The organism is Acinetobacter sp. TR11 (genome assembly GCF_027105035.1).
Taxonomy (GTDB): domain Bacteria; phylum Pseudomonadota; class Gammaproteobacteria; order Pseudomonadales; family Moraxellaceae; genus Acinetobacter.
Genome location: NZ_CP114256.1, coordinates 953,870 through 978,697, shown reverse-complemented (window position 1 = coordinate 978,697; position 24,828 = coordinate 953,870). Strand labels below are relative to the sequence as shown.

At 38.1% G+C, this 24,828-nt stretch carries 22 protein-coding genes, 1 tRNA gene and 1 pseudogene; 4 read left to right on the top strand and 20 right to left on the bottom strand.

The window, feature by feature from the left end; all coding sequences use genetic code 11:
* Positions 1–26: 26 nt before the first annotated feature.
* The 7 genes from O1450_RS04715 to O1450_RS04685 form a co-directional block, all read right to left on the bottom strand.
* Entirely contained in the window at positions 27–1,421 is a 1,395-nt protein-coding gene (locus tag O1450_RS04715; protein ID WP_269229881.1) for an amino acid permease, read from the bottom strand.
* 177 nt (positions 1,422–1,598) lie between these two features.
* The gene (gene astE, locus O1450_RS04710; protein ID WP_087546860.1) at positions 1,599–2,573 is read right to left on the bottom strand and encodes a succinylglutamate desuccinylase; all 975 of its coding nucleotides are present in this window, start codon (positions 2,571–2,573) and stop codon (positions 1,599–1,601) included.
* 34 nt (positions 2,574–2,607) lie between these two features.
* On the bottom strand, positions 2,608–3,948 hold the full coding sequence (gene astB, locus O1450_RS04705; protein ID WP_269229880.1) for an N-succinylarginine dihydrolase: 1,341 nt from the start codon (positions 3,946–3,948) through the stop codon (positions 2,608–2,610).
* Between the two features lie 32 nt (positions 3,949–3,980).
* Positions 3,981–5,450: a succinylglutamate-semialdehyde dehydrogenase gene (astD, locus tag O1450_RS04700; protein WP_269229879.1), complete on the bottom strand. Its 1,470-nt coding sequence runs from the start codon at positions 5,448–5,450 to the stop codon at positions 3,981–3,983.
* Entirely contained in the window at positions 5,450–6,493 is a 1,044-nt protein-coding gene (gene astA, locus O1450_RS04695) for an arginine N-succinyltransferase (protein WP_269229878.1), read from the bottom strand. Before astA ends, astD begins: the two co-directional genes overlap by 1 nt.
* Before the next feature lie 22 nt (positions 6,494–6,515).
* Entirely contained in the window at positions 6,516–7,721 is a 1,206-nt protein-coding gene (locus O1450_RS04690; protein ID WP_269229877.1) for an aspartate aminotransferase family protein, read from the bottom strand.
* Between the two features lie 80 nt (positions 7,722–7,801).
* Entirely contained in the window at positions 7,802–9,076 is a 1,275-nt protein-coding gene (locus tag O1450_RS04685) for a Glu/Leu/Phe/Val family dehydrogenase (RefSeq protein ID WP_269229876.1), read from the bottom strand.
* A gap of 226 nt (positions 9,077–9,302) precedes the next feature.
* Here O1450_RS04685 and O1450_RS04680 point away from each other — a divergent pair, with 226 nt between their 5' ends.
* Positions 9,303–9,725, top strand: a complete 423-nt coding sequence (locus tag O1450_RS04680; RefSeq protein WP_269229875.1) for an Lrp/AsnC family transcriptional regulator — start codon at positions 9,303–9,305, stop codon at positions 9,723–9,725.
* A gap of 82 nt (positions 9,726–9,807) precedes the next feature.
* Here O1450_RS04680 and O1450_RS04675 read toward each other — a convergent pair whose 3' ends face one another.
* From O1450_RS04675 to greB, 11 genes and pseudogenes are all read right to left on the bottom strand, one after another.
* Positions 9,808–10,647, bottom strand: a complete 840-nt coding sequence (locus tag O1450_RS04675) for an SDR family NAD(P)-dependent oxidoreductase (RefSeq protein WP_269229874.1) — start codon at positions 10,645–10,647, stop codon at positions 9,808–9,810.
* A 9-nt stretch (positions 10,648–10,656) separates the two neighbouring features.
* Positions 10,657–11,724, bottom strand: a complete 1,068-nt coding sequence (locus O1450_RS04670; protein ID WP_269229873.1) for an amidohydrolase family protein — start codon at positions 11,722–11,724, stop codon at positions 10,657–10,659.
* 299 nt (positions 11,725–12,023) lie between these two features.
* A complete protein-coding gene (locus tag O1450_RS04665; protein WP_087543379.1) occupies positions 12,024–12,134 on the bottom strand; it encodes a hypothetical protein in 111 nt (36 codons plus the stop codon).
* Positions 12,135–12,352: 218 nt separating this feature from the next.
* The gene (locus tag O1450_RS04660; protein ID WP_269229872.1) at positions 12,353–14,053 is read right to left on the bottom strand and encodes an NAD-dependent malic enzyme; all 1,701 of its coding nucleotides are present in this window, start codon (positions 14,051–14,053) and stop codon (positions 12,353–12,355) included.
* Positions 14,054–14,354: 301 nt separating this feature from the next.
* Positions 14,355–15,052, bottom strand: a protein-coding gene (locus O1450_RS04655) for an IS1 family transposase (protein WP_442865395.1) whose coding sequence is annotated in 2 segments (ribosomal slippage) — positions 14,355–14,989 and positions 14,989–15,052 — 699 coding nt in all. Because the reading frame shifts where the segments join, the coding sequence is not laid out codon by codon here.
* Positions 15,053–15,111: 59 nt separating this feature from the next.
* Positions 15,112–15,369, bottom strand: a pseudogene (locus tag O1450_RS04650) (transposase); the annotation flags it as partial.
* 53 nt (positions 15,370–15,422) lie between these two features.
* The gene (gene nudC / locus O1450_RS04645; RefSeq protein ID WP_269229871.1) at positions 15,423–16,196 is read right to left on the bottom strand and encodes an NAD(+) diphosphatase; all 774 of its coding nucleotides are present in this window, start codon (positions 16,194–16,196) and stop codon (positions 15,423–15,425) included.
* 97 nt (positions 16,197–16,293) lie between these two features.
* Entirely contained in the window at positions 16,294–16,506 is a 213-nt protein-coding gene (locus tag O1450_RS04640) for a TIGR03643 family protein (RefSeq protein WP_269230416.1), read from the bottom strand.
* A gap of 375 nt (positions 16,507–16,881) precedes the next feature.
* On the bottom strand, positions 16,882–17,577 hold the full coding sequence (locus O1450_RS04635; protein WP_269228460.1) for an IS1 family transposase: 696 nt from the start codon (positions 17,575–17,577) through the stop codon (positions 16,882–16,884).
* 1,039 nt (positions 17,578–18,616) lie between these two features.
* Positions 18,617–18,706, bottom strand: a tRNA-Ser gene (locus tag O1450_RS04630).
* A gap of 96 nt (positions 18,707–18,802) precedes the next feature.
* Complete coding sequence (gene greB, locus O1450_RS04625) at positions 18,803–19,291, bottom strand: transcription elongation factor GreB (protein ID WP_269229870.1); 489 nt, start codon at positions 19,289–19,291, stop codon at positions 18,803–18,805.
* 371 nt (positions 19,292–19,662) lie between these two features.
* Here greB and O1450_RS04620 point away from each other — a divergent pair, with 371 nt between their 5' ends.
* The gene (locus tag O1450_RS04620) at positions 19,663–20,772 is read left to right on the top strand and encodes a transglycosylase SLT domain-containing protein (protein ID WP_269229869.1); all 1,110 of its coding nucleotides are present in this window, start codon (positions 19,663–19,665) and stop codon (positions 20,770–20,772) included.
* Positions 20,773–20,824: 52 nt separating this feature from the next.
* Here the strand turns inward: O1450_RS04620 and O1450_RS04615 are convergent, their stop codons facing one another.
* Together O1450_RS04615 and ttcA are read right to left on the bottom strand one after the other, a co-directional pair.
* Positions 20,825–21,208, bottom strand: a complete 384-nt coding sequence (locus tag O1450_RS04615) for an SCP2 sterol-binding domain-containing protein (protein ID WP_269229868.1) — start codon at positions 21,206–21,208, stop codon at positions 20,825–20,827.
* A 200-nt stretch (positions 21,209–21,408) separates the two neighbouring features.
* Positions 21,409–22,314 carry a tRNA 2-thiocytidine(32) synthetase TtcA gene (ttcA, locus tag O1450_RS04610; RefSeq protein ID WP_004660841.1) on the bottom strand — a complete coding sequence of 302 codons (906 nt, stop codon included), beginning with the start codon at positions 22,312–22,314 and terminating at the stop codon, positions 21,409–21,411.
* 492 nt (positions 22,315–22,806) lie between these two features.
* Between ttcA and O1450_RS04605 the strand changes: the two genes are divergently transcribed.
* Complete coding sequence (locus tag O1450_RS04605; protein ID WP_269229867.1) at positions 22,807–23,667, top strand: lytic transglycosylase domain-containing protein; 861 nt, start codon at positions 22,807–22,809, stop codon at positions 23,665–23,667.
* A gap of 214 nt (positions 23,668–23,881) precedes the next feature.
* Positions 23,882–24,787 (top strand): protease HtpX, encoded by a 906-nt coding sequence (gene htpX / locus O1450_RS04600; RefSeq protein WP_269229866.1) that lies wholly within the window; start codon positions 23,882–23,884, stop codon positions 24,785–24,787.
* Positions 24,788–24,828: the final 41 nt, after the last annotated feature.

The window sequence follows — 24,828 nt, the reverse complement described above, 5'->3', positions numbered from 1 at the left end:
CTTTTATGAAATATTAAATTGTACAGTTAAGCTTTGTTTTTATAAAACATATAGTAGCTTACATAGCAGGCAATCATAAATAAAACACAGCAGACAAAACCTACTTGCATTGAAGGGTCTGCCACCATACTAATACAAGTAATGACACAGAATACTCCACCTAGAATTGGTGTGAGTGGGAACAATGGTGCAGCAAATTTAAGGTCTTTGACAGTTTTACCTGATTTGATCCATTGTCTACGGAAGTTAAATTGGCTCACACAAATTGAGATCCAAACCACAACCATGGTAAAAGCAGCAACACCTAGTAAATTTTTGAAAATGGTTTCAGGCGCAAATTGTTCAGATAATAAACCAGGAATTGCACCAAACATGGTGACAATAATGGCAATAATTGGCGTACCTGAACGTGTCAATTTAGCAAACACTTTAGGAAGTTGATTCTGCGCTGACAATGACCACATCATTCGAGAAGCAGCAAATAAGCCTGAGTTAGCAGCCGATAAAAGTGCAGTAATAATCACAAAACGAATAATATCTTCTGCATATGGAATGCCGATGTAATTAAATACCGTTACAAATGGACTATTACTTACGCCTTCTGCATTGAGTCCTGCCATTTCATAAGGCAGTAATGCACAAATCACCACAATCGTACCAACAAAGAAAATCAATAAACGCCAAATTGCAGCATTAATTGCTTTCGGTACCGTTTTCGCAGGTTCTTCAGCTTCCCCTGCGGCAACCCCAATCAGTTCTGTACCAGAGAATGCAAAATTAACGATCAGCATTGTGGCAAAAATTGGGTAAATACCATTTGGGAACCAACCATGCTCGGTCAATTTACTAAACAGCGGTGCTGACTCATGACCATGATAGGAGATCAAGCCAAAAATAGCGGCTAGGCCCAATGCAATAAAACAGATAATGGTGAGAACTTTAACCAAAGATAGCCAAAATTCCGACTCAGCAAATAACCGAGTGGAACTCACATTCAGCGTAAAGACCAGTGCTGCAAATAATAAGGTCCATGTCCACATGGATATGGAAGGAAACCACTCCTGCATGAGTAAAGCTGCAGCTGTGAATTCAGTACCTAATGTTGCAGTCCACGTCAACCAATACAACCATGTGATCATATAGCCCGTGCCTGGTCCAATATAGGTTCTGGCATATTCACCAAATGAACCCGAAACTGGCATCTGTACTGCCAACTCACCTAAACACAGCATCACCATGTAGGCAATGATACCACCAAGCAGGTAAGAGAGAATCGCACCAATGGGACCTGCCTGTGAAATCACATCACCTGAGCCTAAAAATAAGCCCGTTCCAATTGCACCACCTAATGAAATCATCACCAAATGACGTTTCGTCATGGCACGTTTTAGCGGCTTACCCACTTCCATATTGTTAATCATACACGATCACTCCAACTATCTTTTTATGACAACCTGTCCTTGCTTTCCACTTCATAAAAATGAATATCCAATGGATATTTTTTCCGATCTTTTGTTTTCTACTGAACATCCATATTCAAACTCCATTTACGCCTATTCCGTATCACATCCATTTTTTAAAAGTCGATGTAGTGTATGCTACCCAATTTCCTTTAAAACCAGTCCAGCTCTCAAGCCCATCTTCACATTTGGATTTGGAAATAAAATCCAAACTTGTTGATTATCGACGACATAATTGCCTGCTTGCTGAGTTGCAATCACCTCACCTTTCTGAAAGGTCGAAAAATTAGGTGCATCAGCACTTAATTGCAATTGGAAATCGTCACTCTGCCTTAGAACGGAGTCCACCACCTTAAATTGGCGAATACTTGGCTTTTGTCTACATGGCAAAGCCTGCTCTGAAAGTACCGCACGTAAAACCTGATCCGTACTCGCAAATTCAGCTAAATCATTTTGACCAAACGGCTTTGCTTTGCCTAACTCCAAGGTACTACTCGCCGCTTGACATCGTTCAGCAGTAAAATGAGTAAAGGTTTTTCCAACCGCATTGTGATACACCAAAGCATCCAAATCCGCAGCATTCAAACTTTGAATCAGGAAGTCATCATAGGGCTGTGTTTGATAGGGAAATAATGCAAATACAGGCAGTAATGATGCACGAATTGCAGTGTGCATATCATAATGATAGCGCTGTGCTTCAAACTGACTTTGCTCAAAAAACTCTGAAGTAAACTGTTCTAATTGTGCTGCTCGATGCGTTTCATCATCTTGTGCTAACTGCTGATATGCACCACAAAACATTCGGTTCATATCATTTTCGAGATAACGAACACCTTGTCGAATTGCCTTAGGATTACCTAAAACAAAGAGTACACGCACCGCTAATTTTAAATGCTCAGCAAATAGGTCACTAATGATGCGAGACAATAATTCAATCGGTGCTGTTTCATTACCATGAATTCCAGCAGAAAGCACCATGGTTTTTCTATACGCTGTTTTAGGTGTACATTGCAGTAACCCTTCACCTAGCCATTGCCATGTAAACTCAACTGTTTCACCCTGCATTTGCTCAGGTTCCTGTTGCGCTAAAGTCAATGCGAGTAGATCAACCATGTACTTTCATCCTTAAAAGCTGTTATTTGCTGTTTTATCTTTGGAAGTGATAAACCGAGCCTAAATTTAAAATCTTAGTGAGTTCATCTAGCGCAGTACGGCTCTCAATCAATAAACTTGGATCAGCCAAATCATCCTGCGTTAACTCATCACGATAATGCTGATCCACCCACTGATTCAGTGTTTTGAACAAAGCATCATTCATGAACAAGTTTGGATTGACTGCATTCAACTCAGCTTCGTTTACAGCAACACGAAGTCTTAAACATGCAGGTCCGCCGCCATTCCGCATACTTTCACGCAGATCAAATACTTTAATGTCGTCAATTGGTGTTCCCATTTGAATCATGTCATTTAAGTAACTCCAAACGGCTGAGTTCTGACGAGATTCTTCTGGTACAACGATGCTCATGCCACCATCAGCACGGGTTAAGATTTGACTATTGAATAAATAAGTTGAAACAGCATCTTCAACCTTCACTCGACTTTCAGGCACTTCAATCGAAACAAACTCTTGTTCAATTTCGGCCATCTTGTGACGAATTTCATCTAAGGCTGCAGCTTGATTTAAAAAAGCATGTTGGTGATGGAACAACACCTGTTGGTTACTCACGGCGATCACATCATTATGAAATACGCCTTGATCAATCACGTCAGGATTTTGCTGAATAAATACAGTACGCTTTGCATCTAAACGATGTAAACGCGCAATCGCTTCACTCGCCTCACGCGTTTGACGTGCAGGGAATTTTTGTGGTGCAACCGTACCACCAAGTTGTTGTTGACCGTAAACAAAAACTTGCACGCCAGCCTGATCATAAGCACCGCCTAGACGATTATGATTGGCTGCACCTTCATCGCCAAATAAAGCAGCTTCTGGCAATGCTTCGTGATGCGCGAAATAGACATCATTCTTGAACATCGCTTGAAGAATACGAGTCGTTGTATGATGCTCAATTGATCGATGGAACTTATTATTTAGGTTTGCAGCAGTAAAATGCATTCGCCCGTCAGCACTGTCAGCCGATGGCGATACCGTACACGAGTTCGCGGTCCACATCGATGAAGCTGAACTCAATGATGATAGCAAAGCAGGTGCAGTACGCATGGCTTGAGCAATTACATCAATATCACTACCTGTAAAGCCTAAACGACGCAATGTTGGCACATGCGGACGCTCTTGTGGTGCAAACACGCCTTGTTTAAGCCCTAAGTCTGCAAGGGCTTTCATTTTTTTCAAGCCTTGTTTTGCAGCAAGCTTAGGATTTGATGCGTTATTACGGTTTTTAGTTGAAGCCACATTACCAAATGATAAGCCCGCATAATGATGCGTAGGACCAACTAAACCATCGAAATTGATTTCATAACCAGACATTTTATTCTCCATGTGTCCCGATGCGATCCGTCTTAGAGCACAATGCCCGGTGATAATTTTGCAGGAAGCGTCACGTTATCACTTTCCAATGATGCCATTGGCCAAGCACTATAATCTGCTGCATAAAAGGCACTCGCTCGGTGATTACCAGAAGCGCCTACTCCACCAAATGGTGCTGCACTTGAAGCACCAGTCAATGGTTTATTCCAATTCACAATACCCGCACGTGCTTCAACTAACACACGATCAAATAAATCACGGTCAGGTGAAACCAAACCAACCGCCAAACCAAATCGAGTGTTATTGGCGATGCTTAATGCTTCATCAAAAGTGTTGTAGCGATAAATCGTCGTCAATGGACCGAAGTATTCATCATCAGGAATACCATCGACCTGTGTTAAATCTAAAATACCTGCGGTCAACAATGAACTGTCTGCTTGTGGACGTGTCATTTCTAATAATGGTTTTGCGCCTAAAGCAATCAGTTTAGTTTGTGCTACTAACATTTGTTCAGCAGCACGAGAAGAAATCACACCACCCATAAATGGTTGTGGTTCAGCATTCCACTCACCAACAACTAGATTTTTCGCGACTTCCACAAAACGTTGAATAAAAGCATCACCATTTGCACCCTGCTTGACAATGATTCGGCGTGCACAAGTACAACGTTGTCCTGCCGAAACAAAAGCGGATTGAATAGCTAAATTCACGACCGCATCAATATTGCTTGCTTCATCAATAATGAGGGCATTATTGCCACCCATTTCCAAAGCAAGGATTTTTTCAGGTGTGCCCGCCATTTGCTTATGCAAGTGATAACCTGTATTCGCACTACCTGTGAACAACAAACCATCAATTTGTTCAGCCGCAGCAAGTGCCTCACCTGTACTACGCCCACCTTGTACGATATTCAATACGCCATTCGGCAAACCTGCTTGCTGCCATAACTTTGCCGTTTCTTCCGCAGTCCAAGGGGTGAGTTCACTTGGTTTAAACACTACGGTATTACCTGCAATCAATGCAGGAACAATATGACCATTTGGCAAATGGCCTGGGAAGTTATATGGACCAAATACAGCCAAAACACCATGTGGACGATGACGTAGTGAAGCAATACCATCTGGCATTCTAGTTTCACTGAAACCCGTACGTTGATCATAAGCACGAATTGAAATCGCGACTTTGCCAACCATCGATTGCACTTCGGTCAATGTTTCCCAAAGTGGTTTACTGGTTTCTTGGCTAATCACTTGAGCCAATTCATTTTTATTCTGCTCAAGTAGACTCGCAAAACGTTCAATAATTGCGATACGATCTTCTAAAGGCATACGTGCCCAAGCAGGAAATGCCTGACGAGCAGCAAGACATGCCTGCTCAACATCAGCTTGGCTGGCTTCATGACCTGCCCAAATTTGCTGATTGTTAACCGGGTTGGTTTTACTGAATGCGGTTCCTTGTCCTTGGATCCAAGCACCATTAATTAATAATGCACCTTGTGACATTAGTTCTTCTCCATTTTTTCTAATGCTAAAACACGTACTTGATCGTGTTCAGCAATATTCAGTGCTTGTGCTTGTGCTGCTGTCATCTGCAAAGTGTCACTTTCAGTGATTTTGTTATTGATCAACAACACGCAATAATCTTGGTATTGGTCATTCGCAACCAAAAAATGAGTTTCTGTCGTTTCAACTTGCTCAGTGATTTTAACGTTGAGCAAACGACTCTCTTTGACTGCACGTAGTTCAGCGATATTGGCTTCCAGTGTTGGCCCTGCATCAAAAATATCCACATAACCTTGATATTTAAGCCCTTCTGACATCAACACTTTTGCCGCAGGCAATGTATGTGGATGTACTTCAGCAATCACAGCACGCGCTTCTGAGGTCAACAAATCAACGTAGACTGGAAATCTCGGCATGAGTTCTGCAATAAACGCTTTTTGTCCTACACCACTTAAATAATCCGCAGCTGCAAAATCCATATTGAAAAATAGATAACCGAGCGAATCCCAAAATGGTGATTGTCCATTTTGATCCGAGAAACCACGCATTTCAGCAATCAATCTTTCTTCAAAAAAAGAACGGAAGGCAGCAATAAACAGAAAACGTACTTTTGATAAAAATTTACCATTTTGGTTTTTGCGGTATTCAGGATCAAGGAACAAAGTGCAGAGTTCACTGCAACCAGTATGATCATTACTTAAAAAAAGAGTATCTAAAGTCTTATACACATTTAAGGCTTTAGAGGCATGCACCTGTTTTGCTACACGGAAGTTGTAAAATGGTTCTTTTAAACCAACTGCAACTTCAATCGCACTCACACCCACAATTTTGTGAATACTGGTATCTTCTAAAACAAACAAATAACTTGCCTCACACTTTTCGGTTAAACCCGCTAAAGTGTGAGTCGTACGTGTAATACGTTCAGCTAAAATTTCTTTGTTTTCTGGTAGGGAGGTCAAGCCAATGCCCGACTCTCCTGCTCTTTGCGCTAAACGATAAATATCATCTAAGTCCCGATGCGCTGCATGTCTAACAATCATCATGGTTAGATGCTCACAACAAGATTTAGAGGCGTGCTAAGGCACGAGCAAAACGATTTAAACCTTCGTCAATATCTTCCATTGGAATAATGAGTGAAGGAGTAAAGCGTACGACATCAGTACCTGCAACCAACGCCAACAAGCCTTCTTCACCCGCTAAGGTCACGATATTTTTTGCTTTGCCTGCATATTCATCTTTCAGTACGCAACCAATTAATAGACCTTGACCGCGAATTTCTTTGAATAAACCATATTCAGCATTGATTTTATTCAAAGCATCGATGAAATATTGATGACGTTCTTTAACGCCGTCTAAAACTTCTGGTGTATTGATAAATTCAAACACCGCACCAGCCACTGCACAAGCCAATGGATTACCACCATAAGTCGTACCGTGATCACCCACCGCATACATGTTGGCATAATGATCTGTAGTAATCATTGCACCAATTGGGAAACCACCACCTAAGGCTTTTGCCGTCGTTAAAATATCTGGAGTTACGCCAGTATTCATATAGGCATACAATGAGCCTGTACGACCAACGCCTGTTTGTACTTCATCAAAAATCAGCACAGCGCCTTTCTCATCGCACAATTCACGTAAGCCTTTCAAAAATTCGATGTCGGCTGGTAACACACCACCTTCACCTTGGATCGGTTCTACGATCACCGCACAGGTATTTTCAGTAATAATAGCTTTAGCAGCATCTAAATCATTAAATGCCGTATGCTCGATTCCACCCGGTAAAGGTGCAAAATCTTGAGAATATTTAGGTTGTCCACCTGCTGTTACGGTAAACAAAGTTCGACCGTGGAATGCATTTTTAAATGCAACAATATGATTTTTATTTGGATTACCACTGACTAAACCGACTTTACGTGCCAGTTTTAATGCTGCTTCGTTCGCTTCTGCACCAGAGTTACAGAAAAACACTTTGTCAGCGAATGTACTTTCAACCAATTGTTTTGCAAGGCGTAATACTGGCTCATTAGTATAACCATTACCAATATGCCAAAGTTTTTGAGCTTGTTCTGTTAAAGCATTCACCGCAACTGGATGTGCATGACCTAAAGCATTAACCGCAATACCACCTGCAAAATCAATATATTCTTTATCGTTTTGATCCCAAATACGAGAACCTTCGCCACGAACCAAAATGAAATTTGCTGGAGCAAAAACAGGCACCATCCAATCATTAAAATTGCTACGTGTAATTGCGACATCGCTCATTTTACTTACTCACTTCCTGTTTGGATATTCAGGCTTGTTGAACACTCAACAAGCCCTTTGCTTTAACTGTATGAATGGTTTTAACCAGGGAAAATACCGCGTTCTTTACGCGCTTTAAGGATACGTTCACACGCTAAAATATAAGCTGCAGTACGTAAGCTACATTCTTTCTGCGCTGCGGTATTCCACACATCACTCATGGCTTGAATCATTAATTTATCAAGACGCTCATTAATTTCATCTTCGCTCCAGAAATAACTCGCCATATCTTGAACCCATTCAAAATAACTGACGGTTACACCACCTGCGTTACAAATTACGTCAGGAACTACAGTAATGTTACGGCTAACGAATACATCATCTGCTTCTGGATAAGTTGGTCCGTTTGCACCTTCAAGCACAATTTTCGCTTTGAGTTTTTGTGCACGTTCAACCGTAATCTGACCTTCCAATGCTGCTGGAATCAGAATATCCATATCGACATCCCAGAATTCTTCATCCGAGATCACAGTAGCTTCAGCAAAACCTTTCACGCCACCCTGTTCAGCAACATGCTTTTGTAATGCTTTTACGTTAAAACCTTCAGAATTAAAAATTGTGCCTGTGTGATCTTGCACAGCAACAATTTTTGCACCTGCCTGATTAAACAAATAAGCAGCTTCATTACCTACGTTACCAAAACCTTGAACCGCAACTTTGCTACCTTCGATAGGTAATTTGATACGCTCTGCAACTTGCATACCTGTAACAAATACGCCACGACCTGTTGCACGAACACGGCCGAGTGAACCACCTAAATGCACAGGTTTTCCAGTTACAACACCAGTAACCGTATGACCTTTAATACTTGAATAAGTATCCATCATCCAACCCATGATATTGGCATTAGTACCAACATCAGGTGCAGGAATATCAATTTGTGGGCCGATAATTGGGCTAATTTCACTAGTAAAACGACGAGTTAAACGCTCTAATTCACGTGTTGAAAGTTCTTTAGGGTTAACACGAATACCACCTTTTGCGCCACCAAATGGGAGATTAAGCACCGCAGTTTTAATGGTCATCCATGCTGATAACGCCATGACCTCATTCAATTCAACATCTTGGTGATAACGAATACCACCTTTACCAGGACCACGAGAGAGATTGTGCTGTACACGATAGCCTTCAAAATGACGAATTGTGCCGTCATCCATCACGATTGGCACATCAACAATTAGCGTACGTTTTGGTGTTTTCAGTGTGTTGATAAAGTTGCTGAGGTCGGCATCCAAATAAGGTGCTACACGATCTACTTGAGTGAGAAAGGTTTGCCAAGCACTACCATTTTGAGCCGCATATGATAAAGACATCATCTTTTCCTTAATTAATCAATTGTCCCTGTTATCTACAGATTCCCTTACTGCAAAGGTTTCCGCTCACCCCATCGTTCCGTGTCAACATAGATCTCTTGATTCATTCGAAAAAAATGTTTGGGGCTTCGTATATTGATTATTATTAAGAATCAAATTGATTCACAAAATTCTTTATAATGATTAAAATGAATTAATTTTTATCAATTTGCTAATAGCAAGTATCAAAATGAACAATATTGATCATATTCTCTTAGGTTTACTCAAAGATAATGCTCGGATCTCAATTACAGATCTGGCTGCAAAAACACGTGTATCAAGAGCAACGGTACAAAAGCGAATTGAATATATGGAATCGACGGGCATCATCACGGGATATACTGTACGCTTCCGCCCAAATGTGGAAAAAAATATTATCCGTGCTTGGATGAATATCATGGTGGAAGGAACCAAAGCGCAAGCGGTTATTCGTGAATTACGCCTAGAATCAGCCGTTGAACGCCTACATACTACAAACGGGAAATGGGATATTTTGGTTGAATTACAGTCCGACAGTTTAGAAAATTTTGACAAGGCACTCGAACGAATTCGAAATATTTCAGGTATTTATAATAGTGAAACCAGCATTTTACTGTCTACATATAAAACATAATGATAGATGATGATTCACATTAAAATGAATTAACTAGGATGCTCACACAAATTAAATGAGCATCCTTAAATTGAAGAATATTTTAACTTTTTTTCAAAGTTTTTTTGGTTAAAAAATCTAATGCTTGAGAATAATGAGTTGGTGTAATCCGCTGAATCAAATCTAAAATCTTGGCATCATTCCCAATCAATACCCGAGCTTTGTCATGTTTGACCGCCTCTAAAATGATTTTTGCAGCTTCTTCTGGTGGGGTTTTCAGGACTTTATTAAATGATCGACTAGCCTTTGCCGGATTCATACCCAAAGAACGGATACTGTCACTCATACGAGCACTATTAGCAATATTGGTTCGTATACCACCTGGATGCACACAAGTCGCACTGACACCATTATTTTGCATATTTAATTCTTGGCGTAATGATTCGGTAAAACCACGCACTGCAAACTTTGTTGCGTTATAAGCACTTTGAGAAGGTTGCGCAGTGAGTCCAAATAAACTAGAAATATTAATAATATGCCCTTCACCACTTTGCTTTAAATAAGGCAAAAACTCTTTTGTGCCGTAGACAACACCCCAAAAATTAATATTAAAAATCCATTCCATTTCTTCATAGCTCATCCCTTCTACGGTACTTGCTAATGCAACGCCAGCATTGTTAAAAATCAAATTGATTTTGCCATGATCTTTGAAACTATTCTCCGCCCATTCACGTACAGCTTGCTGATGAGAAACATCTAGTTTGGTTAAAGTGACTTTCACAGGATACTGTTTTACTAAAGATAATGTTTCAGCTAAACCTTGATCATTCACATCACTCAAAGCTAAATCAGCGCCTTGCTGTGCTAATAAAATTGCAAGTTGTTGACCGATTCCAGAACCTGCACCCGTAATTGCAGCAACCTTTTGATTAAAACTTTTCATATGATGACTCTAATTTAATTGATAAAAATTGGCAGCGTTTTGTCTAAAAATGGAATACATCGCTTGATCACCATAAGGTGTAATCATTTCAATATAAGCTTGGATCAAATCACTTAGCGTTGCATTTGCTTTATCCATAGGAAAATTTGAAGCAAAAATGATTCGATCTGGACCAAATACCTGTATTGCATGCTGAATCAATGGTGTTAATAAATTCACCATTTCATAGACGGTTGCAGTACGGTATTGTTGATAAAATCGGTGTCCCAACACGGGCATCATCAGTCCAGAAATCTTGGCATAAACATTTTTTTGCTCAGCCAAAACTGCCAAATCATGCTGCCATTGCTGGAAAATTGCGGCACGTTGTGAAGGTGTTTGACCAGTTTTTTTGCCAATAGCACCAAAAAGCCCTGCGGGTGTTGCCAAATGATCAACGACTATAGGTGTTTGAGAAAATTGTTTCGCTAATTTTGTAATTTCTGAAATTTGTGTTGAATAAGTCCACGCATCAAAAGATAAATCCATTTTGGCAAGTTGTTCAAAGCCTTTAAGGAATTTTTTAGACTGATATAAATGTGCTTGATCACACCAACGATAAATACCAGAATCCTCATGCCAAGAAGCCATTTTACGAATACCTTTAAATAGAGGGCTGGCATCTTGATGCGCTTTTAAAATCTGTTTAAATTTTCGATCTCGCGGGTCAGCAGTGGCAATAATTGCACCTAGCTTTAAATTTTGGTCTTTAAAATTTAATTGTTGAATCCATTTGGTTTCTTCAACAACACCAAAGCCTTTATGATGATGCCAATTTGCTTCGACATGTACTACGCTTTCAATCGCATGATGTCGCATATCTTCATGATAATTTTGAGGGAGATAAGGACTCAACGCATATTCAGTTAATCCTAGCGTGTCTAAAAGTGGTTTCGGTTTAACGAATCGCACAACTTTATCCATCACACGGGGATAATTCCCCAAAGCTTTAACCAACAAGGCAGCAGAATGTGGAGTATGGTATGGATCCCATTGATGGATATGCGGATCTATAATTGCAAAATCGAGTTTTTTCATTCAGACACTCTTTATTATTTCAAAAGATGAACATGTGATGATCATCGTCCCAAATCATCATTTATTTAATTTTTAAAATACGGCTTATTTTTAGAGTACAGAACAAAAATCTATGAATAAAATGATTTATTCTAATGAAGAGCTATGAATATTATTCATTATTTTGAATGGCTGGATGAATATAACTCAAGCAGCATCCAGTAGATGTTGATCATTGTAGCGAAACAGATTCGCAAGCTTAAATTTGCTGTATTAAATCAATAGCTGAACAGTCCTATAAATCAGGCTTGAAGCTGATTTTAAAGAAAATATTCCCAAATAATATAGCCTAAACCAAAACCGATAAAAGCATAGAGTGTGATAATAAAAAACACAAAACTCGCATTATTTTTCTTTTTTAAAAAACTCATATTTAGCCCATTCATATCAACCTCGTTATACTTTGAATGAATACAGATGATAAAGGTAGATACAGATTTTATAAAAAAAATATAACAGATAGTTTTATGAAAGAAATAATAAGCTAAAAACCTGAAAGATCATTCAAGATCAGTCAGGTTTTGCTTTGTTTTGTTCTAGATTACAGAATTACATTTACGTTTCAGCAATCGGACTAAACCTTGCTCAATTAAAAAGTAACTCGGCGATAATTTCGATATTCAGGTGTCCAAAAATTATCTTCAATCACATTTTTCAGCACATCATTGCTCATGGGTACTGCTAATCCATCTGCCATAGCAGCTTTTGCAACTTTAAAAGCAATGAATTTGGAGACTTGATGAATGTCATTAATATTTGGCAATAGATCTGCAGCTGGATTTTTTAAACGCGGTGAGCAATCTGCCAATGCTGTGCTTGCAGCCATCAACATTGCATCACTAATATGATTTGCACCACACGCAATCACACCCAAGCCTATTCCTGGGAAAATATAAGAATTATTACACTGAGCAATCGTATAAGTTTTACCTTGGAAATATACTGGTGCAAAAGGACTACCTGTCGCAACGATTGCAGCACCTTGCGTCCATTCAATAATATCTTTTGGCTGAGCTTCTACTTGAGAAGTCGGGTTAGATAATGGCAAAACAATCGGATGCTTATAATATTTAGCCAAAGTTTTAATCACTTCTTCACTAAATAAACCTGCTTGCCCTGATACACCAATCAGAATACTTGGTTTAGCATTTTTTACGACATCAAGTAGCGCAATCTCTTGTCCTGCATATTCCCATTCTGAAATTGCATTCACAGGTGTTGCGAGTTTTTGTTGAAAGTCGAGTAAATTGGGCTGTTGATCAGTCATTAAACCGAAGCGATCAACCATGAAAATACGTGAACGGGCTTCATGATCGCTCAACCCTTCATCCATCATTTGCCGAACGATATGCTCAGCAATACCACATCCTGCTGAACCAGCACCAACAAAAGTAATGGTTTGATCTTTAAGTTGTTTACCAAGTGCTCTAGATGCAGCAATTAGACTGGCAACTGTAACTGCTGCAGTTCCTTGAATGTCATCATTAAAGCAGCAAATTTTATCTCGATATTGAGTCAATAATGGCATTGCATTAATTTGGGCAAAATCTTCAAACTGTATCAACACATTCGGCCAACGTTCACGCACAGCAGAAATAATCTGTTCGACAAATTGGTAATATTGCTCCCCTCTGATTCGAGGTTGCTTCAATCCCATGTAAATTGGATCGTTGAGTAATTCTTGATTATTTGTACCAACATCTATCGTAATCGGTAACGTATAAGCAGGACTAATACCTCCACATGCGGTATATAGAGATAATTTTCCAATTGGAATTCCCATACCACCAATACCCTGATCACCTAAACCAAGGATGCGCTCACCATCGGTAATGACAATCACTTTGACATTTTTCTTATTCACATTATGAATAATTTGATCGATGTATTGACGTTCGCCATAGGAGATAAAAATTCCGCGATGGCGGCGATAAATATCCGAGAAACGCTGACATGCTTCCCCTACTGTTGGGGTATAAATAATCGGTAGCATTTCATCTAAATGCTGACTCAATAAATTATAAAAAAGTGTTTCATTTGTGTCTTGAATATTTCTTAAATAAATATGCTTATTCAAGTTATTGTCAAATGACAAGTACTGCTGATAAGAGCGTTGCGTTTGTTCTTCGATGTTTTCGATATTGTTAGGTATCAGTCCATGTAAGTTAAACTGCTCACGCTCTTCAGTCGAAAAAGCTGAACCTTTATTCAAGAGTGGAAGTTCTAAAAGAGCGTTCCCAGCATAGGGAATATATAAAGGTTTCTGGATTTTACTAGGATTTGCGGGCATACCTTACTCTTTCGATGATCTATCAAATATCAAATTTTCTTTGCTCAAGATGGAATTAAAATCACCTTAAACGAAGTGCATAATTTACACCAATAGACACCTAAATCTGCATATATCTCAGTATATAAAAGGTGATTGGTTATTTAGAAAATAAATACTCTGTTTAAATTATATCCATCCTGACCGAAACAATCGTAACAATTGGTATTGATGTGTGCTGAAAAAACAGGACTCTTCGACTTGGGAGATTCTATGCAGCCAACTTTAAAAAGCCAGTGGTGTTTCAAAAAGTATGCTGGCGTTAAACAAATACGTTATTAATGTAAAAGAAAGTCGAATCAAAGGCTTTAAAATGATTTTCGAGCTTTTTAGAAAAGTTGCAACTTCTCCTAAATCCACGCCTGATTCGATGACGAATTCTACAATTGTTACCTTCAATACCGACGGTAAAAAACTTACCCATCACTTGCTTGCAACATTGAAATGCTGTGATAAAACTATCCCTGTGATCACTCGCAATTCGAGTATATTGAACCCCAAGCTTTTTAAGTCTAGCTTTAAGACGTTGAACCGTTGCTAAATCCCGCTTACCCCAAACATAAGCAACAATTTCTCCAGATTCGCGATGGTAAGCATAAATCAGCCATTGTTTATTTTGCTTATTACCCACAAACGTCCAAAACTCATCTACTTCAAGACATTCGTAATAACTTTGTTGAGCATGAAGCTGATATTCTGATTGACTTAAAGTACGCAATACTTTGCCAATGCTGATACGTTCAACCTCTTCAATATCTCTTACACCACTACCTCTTACCATTAAGTGGAGTATCTTTGTCGTGATACCTGAATGACAACCTTGATAGCTCAGTGCGTGGTCACCAATAAATTGACGTTTGCAATCTTTACATTGGTAATTTTTGCCATCCACTTTTTGCCATTTTTCTTTATACGGTTACTCAGGCAGGCTGGACATTTGATTTGTAGGGTGATTTGCATTTCCTTATTTTATCAAAGTTCAGCTTGTTTTTTTCAGCATAGTTTTTGAAAAACCACCGAAATTCTTTTTCCATTTCCGCAGTTTTGAGTTGTTGTTTGAGTTTCTTATTTTCTTCGAGTAGAGCAACAAGATCGGGCAAATATTCTTGTGTTCCTGCTAATGTCCCAAACTTTGCTTTCTTGTACCGATTTGATAAGGTTTGCATGGAAATACCGAGTTGTCGCGCTGTTTCGGAAACATTACCTTTATTTTCCTCAATGGCTTTTATTGCTTCAGCTTTAAATTCTGTCGTATAAATCTTTTGTTTTTTGCTCATGGTAAACTCCTGATGAGTATGTTTAGTTTACCAAGTTAAACTCTCCGTTTTTGTCAACACACATCACTCGTATCATCGGCGACTGCTGTACCATGAATGATATGCATGATCATGGCATAGGCGATGCTGCCTTTAAATGGGATTTCTGGAAGTTGATCAAATTTAAAAAATTGAGCATCACTAAGCTCATCTTGCTGTAATTCAATTTCGCCCGCTTGATAATCTGCTTTAAATGCAACCATCAAATTACTTGGAAATGGCCAAGGCTGACTTGCCAAATATTTTATATTTTTAATATGTAGGCCTACTTCCTCAAATGTCTCACGTCGAACGGCATCTTCTAATGTTTCCCCTACCTCAACAAAACCAGCGATCAAACTATACATTTGCGTTTTATTTCGTGCATTTTTTGCGAGTAGAATTTCATTATCCCCACGTGTAATAATCGTAATGACACATGGATTCACTTTTGGATATTGTGTATAGCCACAACTTGAACAAACCATCGCAAACTGCTCAATGCTCTGGGTGGTTTTAGTTCCACATCGACCACAAAACTGATGATTACGTCGCCATTCAAGTAATTGTATAGCTCGACTTGCTTGCTCAAATTGCGTCTTATTCCAAAACTGGACTAATTGACGAATCGGTACAAAATCGAATCCTTCAGGAATAGTTTCATTTTCAGATAAATCTCGAGCAATCACTTTATGATCACTTGATAACGCCAGATCGTTATGCAATCTTTCGACTTGAGGAAGTTGGAAATCTTGATCCACTAAAAGCTGCTGTTGTTGAAAAATATAAGCAATTGATAAATTAGACATTACTTTACCTTAGTGATATGCAATTGATCTATATAAATAAAATCTATACTGTAGAATTAGTTATGAACGAAAACTTCTAATTTGTCACTGATCTTATTCAATGATGCTTGTATTGGCGTGTACAATAACCACGAGACACTTCAGGTGAACGTAACTGCAAATGTTTTGTCTTACGTCCACTTACTCTCTTCCGCCAAAGCTTAAAGCTATTGGTTTGTAAATGAAGCCGCATAAGTCGGATTACAGCTGATTCATTCAAACCATATTCACGTGAGATCGCTTCAAATGGGGTTCTGTCTTCCCAAGCCATTTCAATAATTCTAGATATATCACCATCGAGATATTGAGCTGTCTGAATCACAAAATCATCCTTACTTTTTAGAATTAAACTCAAAAATTCATGCAATAGATGACTATCAATCATCTGTTATCAGAATTTAAATATTTGGATGATATTAAGATGTTATAGATGAAAAATTTGTGATTTTTTAAGATGAAGTATTATAAGAAAATGATCTAAACAAGGGAGAAATTTAATCTCCCTTAAAACATAAGTGATTGATCTACAATTTTATATAATTCATTTTATACGATAGCGGTCTTTCTAGGATGTAAACTTGCTTAGGCTACTCAGAGATCAAAATTTGGTGGTGTTTCAAAATGTATGCTGATCATTTTAACATCACTATACAAAACTGTGGTTAATGTAAAAGAATCCAAGATTAAAAGCTTTTACATGATTCAATACCTTCTTCGAAAAACAGCATGTTCTTCTTACTGCTCGCCTTATGCGGTGTCTTAATCGGCAGTTGTTTCCTTCTATCCCGACTGTATAATATTTCCCTTCTTGGTCCGGCTTAAAAATTTTGATGAAACTTTCCCAATGATCACTCGATATACAATCATAAGTAATACCCAGTTCTTCTAAACGGTTTTTTAGCCTTTGTGCTGTATGAGCATCTCTTCCTCCCCATACAAAAGCCACTATTTCTCCGCTACTTCTATCATAGACGTACTGTAGCCAATGCTTATCTTTCTTGTTGCCTACAAATGTCCAAAATTCATCAACTTCCAAGCATTTATAATGAGTTCTTTGAGGAATTATTTCATGATTTGATTGTGTAAGCGTTTTAAGTATCTTGCCAATACTAAACCTCGTAATCTTTGCAATATCCCGAATGCCACAACATCGCACAAGCATAAGCAAAATCAATTTGACCGCTTTTGAATGACAGCCTAAATACGTCAAATTATGGTCACCCACAAACTGCCTATTACATTCTTTACAACGATAGTTTTGCTTACCATCGTGTTTAATGCCATTCTTCTTTATACTTGTACTCTGGCATCGAGGACAATGAAGTTCTATTTCGATTTTCACACATTTAAATATAGCTGAATTGTTCCTCGTTGCCTCCTTTTCTTATGAGCATACTTTTTAGAACACCACCCAAAATTTTTTGACTTAAACAAACCATCGTAAACGGAACAGAATATTTACAGTATTAGATAATTAAAGTTAAGCAGATTAAAAAAAAGCCACATCTGGAAATGTGGCGAAAGGTGTAACTATACTTGTACGGCTTTACCGTATTTTTAAGTTAACTGAATTAGCTTAAATCAAACTGAATTTATCAAACTAAAGAAAGTTCTCTGATCAGTAATGATCATATTAAGTAATAAGACATCTACGTTTTATATAGGATGCAATGGGGTTAAATTAGAGCAGAAAAAGAAGACACTGGTTACTAAGCCAAGAAAGCACTCGTCATCTTGGTCGGCTATTCAGACAGTACAATTCAGCACTAGTCTCACGAATTAGTTTTAAAATTTACTGTGAGATTAATGTCCTAGGCTGTGACATAAAACTACTACAGCAAGCAGCGAAACGATTACATCAAAAATTTGTCTACCACATTCATCACATTGGTTTAGATAAAATTTTATGTATTCAAAGAACAATGACAGACCAATGTTAGGTCAATATTCTTGTTTAAGCTAAACCAAATGCAGAAATTAACTTCAATATTGATTTAAGTCAATTTCGCGATAGATACGAAAAGGATTCAATTCAACTTATCACCATTGCCAATGACCTGCATGATAAACGCTTTGAACCATTCGCTAAAAGCAACAATCGTACTGATATCAATTTCAAGGAATGGAAAAGATTTTTTAAACATATGCTCTATCCTTTGAATCATTACTACTATGAATCAGAGCATATAAAACCATCATTTACCACAACTTTGCTATAAGTTGAAAACAATTACTAAATCAAGTTTCTAGTCAACCAACGGAATTTCAAACTTGGGAATATCAAATGTAATTAAATCCAAAGTTTGATGAGGTATAGGTTGAGGGGTAAAACCACAGATAAAAAATAAGCCCTTGTAAAAACAAGGGCTTATTTAGATATTTGGCGGAAGCGGTGAGATTCGAACTCACGGAGGACTCACACCCTCGTCGGTTTTCAAGACCGGTGCATTAAACCGCTCTGCCACGCTTCCAATGGCGGCTATCATATAAATAAAAATTAGAATTGGCAAATCTTTTATTCAAAATAATCAATCAAATGCTCAAAATAAAATCAAAACAGTAAAAATTTAAACATTTTTAGATTTTTCATAGCAAATTGAGTTGATATACCACACTTTTTTTCCTAATGGAGTAATGACTTCCACCTCATCATCCACCTCTTTGCTCAATAATGCACGTGCCATTGGAGAATCAATCGAAATATGCTGGGGATGATGATCATAAATTTCATCTATCCCAACAATCCGTAATTTTTTTTGTTCTCCGTCATCATTTTCAATCTCAACCCATGCCCCAAAATAAACTTTGCCCTCTTGCTCAGGCATATAATCGACAATTTTTAATTCTTCTAGACGTTTTCCTAAATACCGGACACGACGATCTATTTTTCTGAGTATTTGTTTATTGTATTGATAATCTGCATTTTCTGAACGATCCCCCAAACTTGCAGCCCAATTTACTTTTTTAGTAATTTCTGGTCGTTCGTCATGCCATAGTCTTTTCAACTCGGCAACCAATAAATCATGTCCAGTTCGCGTAATTAAGTTCGATTTCATGGGTTCAAATACGTTAAAACAACATTCTATTTACAAGTTTTTGCATTGTATTCCTTATTTTAGCATGACAACAGTGTATAAATTTTATTCTTTTTCAAATCATGCATTTGTGAGGTATTTCTCATTTTTTTATTGATCAAAATTTGACAATCCTTTTTTCGGCGCTTAATATGCGCCCCTAAGTTGATTTTGTTTGTTTTTTGTACACTTTGTGAATGATGTGTAACACGAACATCATTTCTCCCATTAATCCTATGTCATTTTGAATGGCGTCATGACTTGCCCACCCTTATTGAATTTATCAACTTTTAAAAGTTAAAGCTTTGTTTTGCTGAACTTTTTGGGCATAAATTACCTGTAGCGGAGACAACATGCACAGTAATTCAAGTTCTGGGTCGAGGCCTAGCCTTAACTCTTTATCTTCTAAACTTTCCTTTCAAACGATGGTATTAGGAATTGCAATCCTTCCCTTTAATAGTTTGAACGCAGAAAAATCACATCAATATAATACAGTTGTAACAACCAATACATTAACGGTAGTTGCTGTTGAAAACCCAACAACTGTATTTAAAGACGGGCAATTTTTGCATGGTTTTGGCTACGATTTAGCACGAAATTATGCCCAGAGTTTAAATGTCAAACTCGATTTTAAAACGGTTCCTGATAATGCAACTGCATTAAAATGGATTGCTCAAGGTAAAGCTAATCTTGCTATGACAACTGCAAATTTAGCGGCCATTGAAAGTAAACAACTTGTGTCTTTTTCTGCAAGTTGTGGTGATCAAGCTACTTTAAGTAAAAATGGATTAAATCCTCAGCTCAATTGGGTACTTAAGCAAGCTGATGATCCGTTAACGCTCACTGCAAGTGGATTTGTTTGTCAAAGCAAACTGCTTGGTACAACCCAACAACTTGCTTCCTTTTATAATCGCAATGTGGTTAAACCTGAAGCATGGTCTACGATTCAAAAAGACCTGAATCAGCGTTTGCCAATTTATAAAGCAAGCTTTAAACAAAGTGCCTCTAAATATAATTTAGATTGGCATTTGCTCGCTGCTATTGGCTATCAAGAATCTTATCTGAAACCCACCTCAGTCTCTCCCACTGGCGTACGTGGTTTGATGATGTTGACCAATAGTACCGCTCAAGCAATGGGTGTGAGCAACCGATCTGATCCAATACAAAGTATTCAAGGTGGTGCGAAATATTTTGATCTGATGCTAGATCAGTTTTCGAATGTCCCTTATCCAGACCGTAATTGGTATGCTTTGGTCGCCTATAACATGGGACCAGGTGCAGTCAATCAGATTCAAAACCGAATCAAAACCCAAGGGAAAAACCCAAATCAATGGGTAAATTTATATGATTACTTACAGCGTAACCAAGCGCGAAATGGTCGATATAAACAAGCAGTTCAATATGTAACACGTATTCGAACTTACTTAGAACATTTAAAGACCAACAGTCGTATTGATGTCTAAGTTGAAAATAAAAAAGCTTACCTCTCGGTAAGCTTTTTTATGAGAAAAGTACTTAAGCAGTTTGCTCAAGTACTTTCTTGAATAAATCTTTTTGTTCTTGGCTTGGCTTCGCTGTTTGTAAAGCCATAAGTTGAGACATATCGCCTTGTACTTTGATCTTACCAGTCATAAACGCTTGCATCGCAGCAGCCATATCAAACTCTAAGAATACTTTACGTAATGTTTCAGCATCCATGTTTAAAGTTGTTTTAGCATTTGCAGACAAACCTTTTTGGATTTTACCAGCATCTAAAGCCAATTCGGTATTACCATCTGCATCTGTTACAACTAAATTAATCGCTAAATTCGCAAGTGTTGGTGGTAAATTTAAATCACCCGCTTCAGCAGTAAGTTTTTCAACAGTTGCAAACCAATCATCAGTTAAAAATGCAGCCATGATTATTCCTCAAATATATTTGTTCAATTTCTTGTGTCATCTATCCAGATAACATTAAATGAAGCAATTTGCTTGTGCCCTGTTATAGCACGTAATTTTTATTTTAGGCTATGGCTTTTTGTACGAAGAATTCACTTTTTCGCTCTTTTTTATAAAAAAAAAGACACTTAAATAAGTGCCTTTTCAAAAAGTTTTACATTTTATTCAGCAGCAAAACTCAAGTTCACTACATCAAGACGATTTTTCATCTCTTCAGGGTCTTTCATATCAAATTCACGTTGCCCATCTAAGGCTTCGAAATCAAACAATTCACGGTCAGCCAATTGTGAAGGCGATACATTCTGTAAGGCGCCAAAGATGCTATGTAAACGTTTTGGATGTTGTTTATCCCATTCACGTAGCATGTCATTAATAATTGCACGTTGTAAATTTTCTTGTGAACCACATAAGTTACATGGAATGATTGGGAACTTTCGTAGATCAGCATATTTAATAATGTCTTTTTCTTCGACATAAGCCAAAGGACGAATCAAGATATTCTTTTTATCTGAAGAAAGAAGTTTTGGTGGCATTGCTTTTAAGCTACCGCCATGGAATAAATTTAAAAAGAAAGTTGCCATAATGTCATCGCGGTGATGACCTAATGCAACTTTGGTTGCACCGATTTCTTGTGCGAAGCCATATAACGAACCACGGCGTAGGCGTGAACATACCGCACAGTAGGTTTTACCTTCAGGCGTTAGGCGTTTAGTTATCGTATAAGTGTCTTTTTCAAGAATGTAATATGGAATGTTATTTTCTTCCATATAACGTGGTAAAACATCTTCTGGGAACCCTGGTTGTTTTTGATCAAGATTCACAGCCACAACATCAAAGTTAATCGGCGCGATACGTTTAAACTGCAATAAAATATCAAGCAACGTGTAACTGTCTTTACCACCAGACACACAGACCATGACTTTGTCGCCATCTTCGATCATGTTGTAATCACGAATTGCATGCCCTACTTGACGACGAAGCTTTTTCAACAGGCGATAATATGCCGAACTCGTCGGAAGCTCAGGCTTAAAATTAAATCCTTGGTTGGACTCCACTGGCGCGTACATAGACGTGATTTACTCATAAACAAAAATACCGCGAGATTTTATCCGATTCCGAAAAGATGCGCACCTAAAGAATTTTTCAATTTCGTGCAATCGTCATATTTAAGTTTCATACTGGTAAAATTCTGACCGAATTATGTCAAAACGGTCTGGATTGCTTACATTTCAAACTTTTCCACAGTTTTCCACAAAAGCTGTGGATAAAATTGTGGATTTCTTCACTATTGACAAAGTATTTTTATGTGAGAACAAGGCTTACAATCAAATTGATCATTTTTTAACCAATGATTTTTATTCAATAAAAACAATGTTTTAAATATGTCAAGACTTAGATTTTAAAAAAAATAATTTAATTTTTTTTGCTGAACATTCGCACAAATCGACTTGCTTTTTGTAAGACAGTGGAAATAAAAAAATTGTAGCTAAAGTTTTTTTTATGCTTTTTTTTGTTACACTGCTGTGAAGAACTCATGCTCATCTTTTGTGAATATTATAATGATGGACAAAACAAAATATATTTTCGTCCTTTTTTTGGGGACAATCGGTTTTTTAAATACGACAGTATCTAGTTATGCTGGTCAAACCATTTATCAATTTAAAGATGATAATGGTACAACTTTACTGACCAATAAAAAGAAAGCTGAATACAATCACCTAAAAGTGATTAAAGCGACCTATTATCCTGATAGCAATATTCATAGCTATAGTAACTGGGGGGCAAGTGAAGCCTCTGTTCTACCAAGTTATAGTCGTAATAAAAATGCTTTTGATCAGATGATCCGTCAAGCATCGCAACAGCATGGCGTTTCAGAAGGTCTGATTAAAGCCGTTATGCATACTGAGTCAGGTTTTAATATTAATGCGCGATCCCCTGTCGGTGCTCAAGGATTAATGCAACTGATGCCTGCAACTGCACGTCGTTTTAATGTGAGTAATGCTTACGACCCTCAACAAAATATTTTTGGTGGTGCGAGATATCTAAGTTGGTTGTTAAAACGTTTTAATGGCAATACGCAACTTGCTATTGCTGCTTATAACGCTGGTGAAGGCAATATTGATAAATACGGTGGAATACCGCCATTTCGTGAAACACAAGATTATGTCCGTCGTGTCACGAGTCGTTTTCAAAATCTCTATTCATCAGGTCTAAGTTCAACTTCGAGTTCTAATAATGCAAACACTCAAGTGATTGCTCAATCGGCAAATTATACATCTTCAAATTCAGAAGCTATGTCCGCACCTAAACAATATAGCCGTCAAATTATCACATTGGCCGATGGTACTTTTACAGATGCACCAGCCACATATACCACAGCCAATGCAACTGCCTCTGCACGAATCCGAGTAAGTGATTAAACAAAGAAATCACTTATTCTCACATCATGATTTTATTTGTTTTTTTCAAATAAATTAGTCGTTTCCCCCTTCTTAAAACACTTCTATTGTTTTATTAGCTTAATGTATCTACGCTCATTTTTTGCTTGAATTTTTAGGGTTCGCCCTGCATATTAGCGTTATGATTTATAATTTATAAATCAGATCAGTTTTTATTTATAAGAGGATTTTCTCAATGATGCGGATTGGTTTGTTCTTGCTGACCAACCTCGCGGTACTGGTTGTAGCTGGCATTATCTTGTCACTCTTCGGTGTCGGTAGTTACCATGGCGCGGGTGGCTTGAATCTAGGCAACCTTTTAGTCGTCTGTTTTGTCTTTGGTATGGTGGGTTCTTTAATTTCCTTATTCATGTCGAAGTGGATGGCGAAAAAAACCACTGGAACTGAATTAATTGACCCAAATGCTCCTCGTAGTCAAGCAGAAGCTTGGTTACTACAAGAAGTGGCACAACTTTCTCAACGTGCAGGTATTAAAATGCCTGAAGTGGGTATTTTCCCTTCTTACCAATCCAATGCATTTGCGACAGGTTGGAATAAAAATGATGCTTTAGTCTCTGTTTCGACAGGCTTACTTGAGCGTATGAACAAAGATGAACTTCGTGCTGTACTTGCGCACGAAATCGGTCACGTTGCCAACGGCGACATGGTGACCCTTGCATTGATTCAAGGTGTAGTGAACGCCTTTGTGATGTTCTTTGCACGTATTGCAGGTGACTTTATTGACCGTAATGTATTCGGTCGTGAAGATGGTGAAGCACCTGGTCTTGCTTATTTTGCCATTACGATTGTACTCGACATCGTATTTGGTATTTTGGCCTCTGCGATTGTAATGTGGTTCTCGCGTCAACGTGAATATCGCGCAGACGAAGCTGGTGCACGTTTAGCAGGCAAACAAGCCATGATTTCTGCTCTACTTCGTTTACAGGCAGAGTCAGAAATGCCAGATCAAATGCCAAAAGAAATGAAAGCATTTGCAATTGCGGAAGGTAAGGAACAAGGCTTTAGCTTAGCGGCTTTATTCCAAACTCACCCAACCATTGAACAACGTGTTGCCGCTATACAGCAATTAAATGTTCAATAATCAGTATCAGATAAATGATAAAGCCTCCGTTATGGAGGCTT